General features: G+C 34.4%; 9 protein-coding genes. 2 read left to right on the forward strand and 7 right to left on the reverse strand.

Going from position 1 to position 7,355, the window contains the following annotated elements:
* Nucleotides 1–215: hypothetical protein (locus GSY74_RS10800; RefSeq protein WP_223157524.1), on the reverse strand; the 215-nt coding region annotated here is incomplete at its 3' end.
* Between the two features lie 162 nt (nt 216–377).
* Here GSY74_RS10800 and glmS point away from each other — a divergent pair.
* Nucleotides 378–782: a methylaspartate mutase subunit S gene (gene glmS / locus GSY74_RS09390; RefSeq protein ID WP_164664843.1), complete on the forward strand. Its 405-nt coding sequence runs from the start codon at nt 378–380 to the stop codon at nt 780–782.
* Nucleotides 782–2,134, forward strand: coding sequence for a methylaspartate mutase (locus GSY74_RS09395; protein WP_164664844.1), 1,353 nt, complete (start codon nt 782–784; stop codon nt 2,132–2,134). The genes glmS and GSY74_RS09395 overlap by 1 nt, the downstream gene beginning before the upstream one ends.
* Before the next feature lies 1 nt (nt 2,135).
* On the opposite strand, the gene GSY74_RS09400 is transcribed toward GSY74_RS09395, so the two are convergent.
* The 6 genes from GSY74_RS09400 to GSY74_RS09425 form a co-directional block, all read right to left on the reverse strand.
* Nucleotides 2,136–3,476 (reverse strand): YdgA family protein, encoded by a 1,341-nt coding sequence (locus tag GSY74_RS09400; protein WP_164664845.1) that lies wholly within the window; start codon nt 3,474–3,476, stop codon nt 2,136–2,138.
* Between the two features lie 177 nt (nt 3,477–3,653).
* Nucleotides 3,654–4,337, reverse strand: a complete 684-nt coding sequence (locus GSY74_RS09405; protein ID WP_164664846.1) for a transglycosylase domain-containing protein — start codon at nt 4,335–4,337, stop codon at nt 3,654–3,656.
* A complete protein-coding gene (locus tag GSY74_RS09410; protein ID WP_164664847.1) occupies nt 4,327–5,508 on the reverse strand; it encodes a replication-associated recombination protein A in 1,182 nt (393 codons plus the stop codon). The genes GSY74_RS09405 and GSY74_RS09410 overlap by 11 nt, the downstream gene beginning before the upstream one ends.
* Before the next feature lie 13 nt (nt 5,509–5,521).
* Nucleotides 5,522–6,349 carry a pseudouridine synthase gene (locus GSY74_RS09415; protein ID WP_164664848.1) on the reverse strand — a complete coding sequence of 276 codons (828 nt, stop codon included), beginning with the start codon at nt 6,347–6,349 and terminating at the stop codon, nt 5,522–5,524.
* An 89-nt stretch (nt 6,350–6,438) separates the two neighbouring features.
* The gene (locus GSY74_RS09420; RefSeq protein ID WP_164664849.1) at nt 6,439–6,639 is read right to left on the reverse strand and encodes a hypothetical protein; all 201 of its coding nucleotides are present in this window, start codon (nt 6,637–6,639) and stop codon (nt 6,439–6,441) included.
* Between the two features lie 188 nt (nt 6,640–6,827).
* On the reverse strand, nt 6,828–7,283 hold the full coding sequence (locus GSY74_RS09425; protein ID WP_164664850.1) for a hypothetical protein: 456 nt from the start codon (nt 7,281–7,283) through the stop codon (nt 6,828–6,830).
* Nucleotides 7,284–7,355: the final 72 nt, after the last annotated feature.

The raw sequence follows: 7,355 nt of genomic DNA on the forward strand, positions 1-7,355 counted from the left end.
ATAAACTCTTTATCAAAAAAAGTAAAGAGTCCTTTTGTAAAATTTTCTGAAATATTCACTAGACTTCTCTCAATTTTCTCATAATGAGAATCTTCAGAGTGTATAAAAATATTAAAATTTATAGGTATATATATTATATTTGATTTCTTTTTAGGTTCTGTTGAATGTTTATTAGTAAATCTTTTTAGTATTTTTTTTGTTAAAAATTTACTCATGTTTTCTCTTATACTTCTATTTTATTGTTATTATACTCTTTTTTTGGATTGGGGTTATTCTTTTATGATGCGAATCCACCTCCTGTTTTTACGGAATTAAACAGAGTTATCAAACATTAAACAATATCCGATAAAATTTCATCACTAAAACAAGGTAGATAGATGAGAGTTGTCACAGGTGTTGTAGGGAATGATATTCATGTTGTAGCCAATCGGCTCATAGAAATTTCCCTAAGAGATAGAGGATTTGAGGTGTTTAATTTGGGGGTAAACACCTATCTTGAAGAGTTCATAGATGCAGTTATAGAGACTGATGCCGATTTGTTATTGATTTCATCACTCAATGGTGAAGCAGAGGGTTGGAGTCGAGATTTACTATTTCACAAAAGCAGATTTGATTTAGATGGTGTACTATTTGCTATTGGTGGGAACCTTAGTGTAGGAGAAGCTACTCAAGAGGAGATAGTGCCTAAATATAAGGCTTATGGATATGACTTGGTATTTCATCAGATAGATTTAAATGAGGGACTTGATACTATTGAAGTTGCCTTAAAGGAGTCTATATAATGTTTCAGACCGAGAGAAATATAATCACAAGAACACCATATACTGACAGTTTTGATTTTGATGAGATAAAAGAGTTTATCGCAGGTGCTAGTAAAAATCTTTTTATCTCCCACAAGTTTAAAAACTCAAACAAAATTCTAGTACAACCTCGTGGTGGATTTCCCACTTATGATAAAGTTTTTGAGCTTTATGGAGAGTTTACAAATGCAGGTGTAGATGTACTGCCACTAACTATTGATAGCAATACACGACTCAATGACTATGAGATGGCAAAAAAGATGTTGGCTCTATCAGAAGAGAATGATGAAAATATGCTCAATGGTTATCCTCTGATTAATCATGGCTATAGAACCACTAGAAAGATGGTAACGCACTACGATACCCCAATAAGTTTGCGACATGGAACACCTGATGCACGACTGCTTATAGAGGTAGCTTTGGCTTCTGGAATTTTTGAGATAGAGGGTGGTCCAATTACCTATCTGCTTCCATACTCTAAAAATTTTCCACTTGATAAAGCCTTTCTCTATTGGAAATATGTAGAGAGAGTCTGTGCAGAGTACTCAGAACTCAATGAACCAATCAATAGAGAGTCATTTGGACCTTTATCGGCGACACTTCAGCCACCTGCTATTGTTATTGTCATTCAGCTTTTAGAGATGCTACTCTCACTTGAAGAGGGTGTCAAATCATTCTCTGTAAGTTTTTCACAAACTGGTTCTATGTCACAAGATATTGTTAGCTCCAATGTTATCAAAAAGATGGCAAGAAAATATGCTAATAAAATCGGCTGTGGTGATGCAGATATTCACCTTGTCTACCACCAATGGATGGGGGCTTTTCCTAGAGATAAAGAGTTCTCTGATTCTCTTATCAACACCTCTACAGTTATCGCTTCTATGATTAGGGCTGATAAGATGATTACCAAAACTAGAGATGAGGCATTTGGAATTCCTACAAAAGAGGTAAATGCAAGTGCTGTTAGAAATACTCAATATACCCTAAATATGTTAAGAGGTATTCCCAGTATTACAGATGAGGAAGAGGAGGAGAATCTAACCGAAATGGTAGATGATATTATGGAAGCTGTATTTAACGATTCTGCTGATACTCTTTGGCGACAGGTTTTCAACTCTATAAAAAGTGGGATTATAGATATTCCATTCTCTCCTCATATCATCAACAATGGTGAAGCGATTACTGTTAGAGATAAAAACTACAACATTCGATTTTACGAGCGAGGCAATGTGCCAATTAGTGACAAATGCTTGGCTTTTGAGAGGTCAAAAGTAGATTTGTGTGGCAAATCACTTGTTGACCATATTATTGATGATATTGGGATTATGTTATAACCTACATAAAAGGTTTGCCATTTATTTTGAGTGAACCTTTAGTAAACTCAATATCATAATGTTTTTTTCCACTCTTCTCAACAGGTTGCATTACCATCATCATCATCATTGCTTGTGGATTGCTAGAGATAATATCCACAAGCTCATTGGAAGCTTCAATATTCATTTTTGCATCAAATATATTGGTCATGGCAAGTGGGTCACTCTCTGCAAGTTTCCAGTCAAACTTCTTATCTACTTTTGTTGATATTTGTAGCTTGAATCCATCAAATGTTTTTCCATTTTGAGTGATTTTATCTAGTGATATATTGGGAATATCTAGCGATATATCATCTGAGACTATCTTCTTTATCAGCGGTATCATCTGTTCAATAGAGAAATTATTCTCTGCACTGTTTGATAACATCTCTTCTAGCTCTAAAATCGCATCCATATCTATATTATTCATCTTCATATCTAGCTTTATATTGTTAAGTAGCGTTTTATCACCATTAGCATCATAGTCAATCGAAACGATATTCAGGTCAGCGATACCATTAGCCAGTTTACCTTTTTGAGTGTCTTGGGATGAGCCAGAGATGTTATTTATCGCCAAAGAGAAGCTCTCATTGTTCTCACTTTTTATTTTTAATGACTCCAGAGTATAGTTAGAGTTGTTATTGTAGTTTCTATCTATAGGATTGGATACAAAAACCTTTAGGTTAGATAAGCCCATTTTTAATTGGCTTGGAACCTCATACGACATCTCTTGAATCTTCTGGTTGAGGTTTTTTATATTCTCATCTTCTATCTCTCCATCAAATACAAAACCTTTCATCTTGAAATTACCATCATCATCACTCATATCAATATCTTTCATATAACCATCAAATCCAGAGAGCAGTTTGTTGATATTGACATGCACCAAGAGGAGTCTATCTTTAACCATCTTATTTACTTCCTCAATCTTCTTATCTTCACCTTTAAGCCCTAGATAGATAAACTCTGGCAGAGTTACAGGGTATATATCCAAAGCGATGGCATCTTTGGTCGTAGGCATGTACTCAATCTCTACAGCAACTTTCAGACCTTTGAGGAGTTCTATATCACTCTCACTTATACCACGACTCTCCTCTTTTAGATAGTTTGTTATCTTCTTAGTATCATTAAAGTCAATAATAAATCGTTCTCTATTCTCTTTAATCTCTCTATCCTCTATGACAAATCCTGACTTTTTAGCCTCTGTCAACTCTCTGTTGACCTCTTTTTTCATCTCATCAACTATCTGTGTTGAACCTAGCGTGGTATAGTAGATACCGATAATCACAACTAAAGCTATAAGAGCTAATCCTATTTTTTTCATCAAATTCTCCTCTATTTTAAAATTAATTTTTAATATTACCACATATTTTTATAATATAGTTTAGCTATAATAAACAAATTTCATTAGACTTCATGAAAAACTCATTTGGAATCGGAGACTTTAGTCCCGAATATAACGAGGCTGAAGCCATCGGTTCCTAGTTTTGAAAGATATCTATTATAAAAAGGGTGGCAGTCTCTCTATAGTCTGAAGAGTTGTATACTTTTTAGGAAAGATTTTTTTTAATTGTTCTATCGAACTATTTACTCTTTTTAGTAATCTCTTTGGATATTTTTTCGGATTTAAATGTGTAGGAGCATAGGATATGCTTTCAAGCATAAGCAGTTCATATATATTTAGTTGATAGACAGTTTTACCAAAATAGCCCAAAGAAGCACTATCTATACCTCTGTATTCATTTCCATAGTATGAGTTTATTAGATTATGATTTATAGCATCTTTGATATTTAGATGTTTACTAAGCCAGATACCTTTAGAGACTCTATAAGTTTTGGTCTTATTAGCAGGTATGGATTTTTTTCGCTCATCAAATTGTACAAGACGATAGATTATCGACTCACTTGGGTGCCGCTTATATGTATGGAAATTTATCATCCTAAAGGGTATATCATAGAGGTTTATCTCTCTCATTTTAACTATATTGGTATCTATCACATTGGTTCCGATACTCATAGCCCATGCTATATTATAGAGATCATCTTGATAGCGAACAGAAGATTGGTACGCTTCTATTTTTAATCCATGAGTATCCCCTTGATATCGCCACATAGATAGAGAGACAATCAACATAGAGAGTGCAATTAGCACCATAAATAGTTTTTTTAAAAGTCTAATGAACATTTTTAATTCTCCTCAACCACTCATCTAAATTTTTCTCAAATCCTATATTTGAACTTTTATAAAATCTCATCGGTTTACTAAGGTAGTTTTGCTTAACCCAACCACCAAAACTGTGTGGATAGAGATAATCTTTGGCATGAGTTTTGATATGAGAGGGAATAGGGTGTATATCTCCATCTTGTATAGACTTTAAAGCATCATTTATTGCCACATAAGAGCTATTAGATTTTGGAGAAGAGGCCAAATATACCACCAGTTGAGCTAGAGGAATTCTAGCCTCTGGGTAACCTATCTGCTTAACTATGGTTAGCGTTGAGGCAGAGAGATTGAGAGCATTTGGATTGGCATTTCCCACATCTTCACTTGCCAAGATAGCAAGTCGTCTCGCGATAAACTCTGGCGGTTCACCTCCATTAATAAGTCTGGCAAGATAGTAGACTCCTGCATCAACATCAGAACCTCTTATAGACTTAATCATAGCAGAGGTCAAGTCATAGTGAGAATCAGCCTCTGATGAACCTTGTTGCATCGCATAGGGGCGAATAGATTTTAGTCTCTCTATAGTAACATCTCTACCAAGTGCTATAGCAGACTCCAACAGATTTAACATCGCTCTTGCATCACCTCCTGATGAGCTTATTAAAAAAGCTTTGGATTCACTGTCAATCTCTATACTCTCTTTTTCCATAATCTTCTCTAGGTATCTATTTAGAGAGTTATCATCTATACTCTTTAGCTCAAAAAGATGAGACCTAGAACGCATAGCCGAGGTGAGTGAGTAGTAAGGGTTTTCTGTAGAAGCACCGATAATAAGTGCCGAGTTGTTCTCCATAAAAGGTAGCAGAACCTCTTGTTGATTTTTGCTAAGGCGATGCACTTCATCTATAAATATCAGAGGTTTCTCTAGTGCATTTTGATAGGTTTTGAAAATTTTTCGTAGCTCATCTATCTTTATAGTAGTAGCATTTAGCTCATAAAAGGGTCGTTTTAGCTTTTTTGCAATAACTCTAGCAAGTGTGGTTTTCCCCGTACCTGGGGGACCATATAGAAAAGAGTGGAGTAGGGCATCTCTCTCTATAAGTATACGAAGAGTTGCTTCTTTTCCTATAAGGTGATTTTGACCTATGATTTCGTCTAGTTTTAATGGACGGTATTTTTGTGCTAGGTTCATTTGGATTAAAGTATCATTTTTTCTTATTATGCTCTTTTAGTTGCTTCTCTTGGTTTATAGCAGTATCTTTTACCTCATCTTCTAGTCGTCTAACCTCTTTTAGATACTTATGTAGGTCATCATACTCTCTACGAGTGAAGTATCTAGTCTTATTTGTTGGTAGATTGTTTAGCTCTATCCCTCCAAAAGCGACTCTCTTTAAGTCCAAAATATTGGCCTCAAAGTGACCAAAAAAGCGTCTAAGCTCTCTATTTTTTCCCTCTGCTATAGTCACTCTAAGTTTGGTAAAGTTGTTACTAACACCTCTAATCTCATAGTTGACAAAAGGTGCAAACTCCATACTATATATTTTACTATTTTCATGCCCACCTGCTCTAGCATCATCAAGCACTAAACCCTCTTGCATAGCCTCTTTCATCTCGCTTGTCAAAGGTTTATCTATCTTGATATTATAGGTTCTATCCAGTCCACTACTCATTAGTACATCAGCAACTTTTGGTGAGTCGGTCATAAACAGTATCCCCTCTGAAGCATAATCCAGTCGTCCTACAGGGATAAAATGTCTAAATTTACCAGGAAGTTTATGATAGATAGTTGTTCTTCCTCTATCATCCTTTTTAGTAACAAGCGTTCCTTTTGGTTTATTATATACAATCATGGTAAGTTCTGTTCTCTCTTTGATAGGCATACCTTTGATAGCAACATGGTCACCCTCTTGTACACTATAACTAAAATCCTCTATCTTCTGCCTATTTACAGTAACTTCACCAGCATCAATCAGCTTATCGGCATCACGGCGTGAGTATCTGCTGTTGTGTGAGATATATTTGTTGAGTCTCATCTATTTTCTTTATGTTAATTTGTTGAGATTATAGCATAGTTGCTGTAAGAGTAGGGGCAGACCCCTAATCTGCTCTTGGAGATATTAAATTATTTATGATATTTTATGGATGTAGCATCAGAGACTATACCTGTTGCCCCATCAACATGAAAAGTATGAGTTGTTTCACTATCTATATCATCGTCAGCACATTGATATGATACTCGAGAAAGAATATTACCAATAATACCTCCAATTAGTGCAGATAAAATGATAACAGTTATTATAATAATTGGTGTTGATTCGAACATATTAACTCCTGTTTATAAATATTATTTTTAGTGTAATAATTTATCCAATTATAATATTATTTAACTAAAATATTCCTAATTTATATATAAAAAGTGTTGAAAAAGTTATATGTGGTCTATTCTTACATGTGATTGTATGTGAATAATAGACTAAAAAGAGTTTTTAGTCTATTTTTATAAAAGTTTGATTAATGTTTTTTTGCAACTCTTTTGGAGTATTCGGTACTTTTACCCTCTGCTAAATCTTTAGCTTGTCCTCTCCAATCTTCCCTCTCTATCTTGCCTGGAAAATAGATTGTACTGTTCATCCATTTTATCTCTTCATCTGTCCAGTTTGCAATTTGGTCGAAATGGTAGATACCATTCTCGTTTAACACTCCCTCCATAACCTTTCCCACACCCTTAATAAGTTGTAGATTATCTTTAGCTCCATCTCTTGGCTCTTCTAGCTGTTCAGGTTTTTTACCATCTTTATCCATTGATAGGTTTTCACTATTTGACTCTTTTTTATCTATATGCAACTCATGCGTTGCCTCTGATTCTCTATGGCAGTTGTCTATATTGTCAGATTTTGAGTTAAAAAGATACAAAATAACTCCGATAATAAGTATGGCAAGTATAGCGTAGATTAAAGTCTCCATCATAATATTCCTTTGAAATTGTTTAGTATTTATATTATAATGATTTTAAAATAAAATATCCTTAAAAATTACCTA

This window comes from Sulfurovum sp. bin170 (assembly GCF_010892395.1).
In the GTDB taxonomy this organism is placed as follows: domain Bacteria; phylum Campylobacterota; class Campylobacteria; order Campylobacterales; family Sulfurovaceae; genus UBA1140.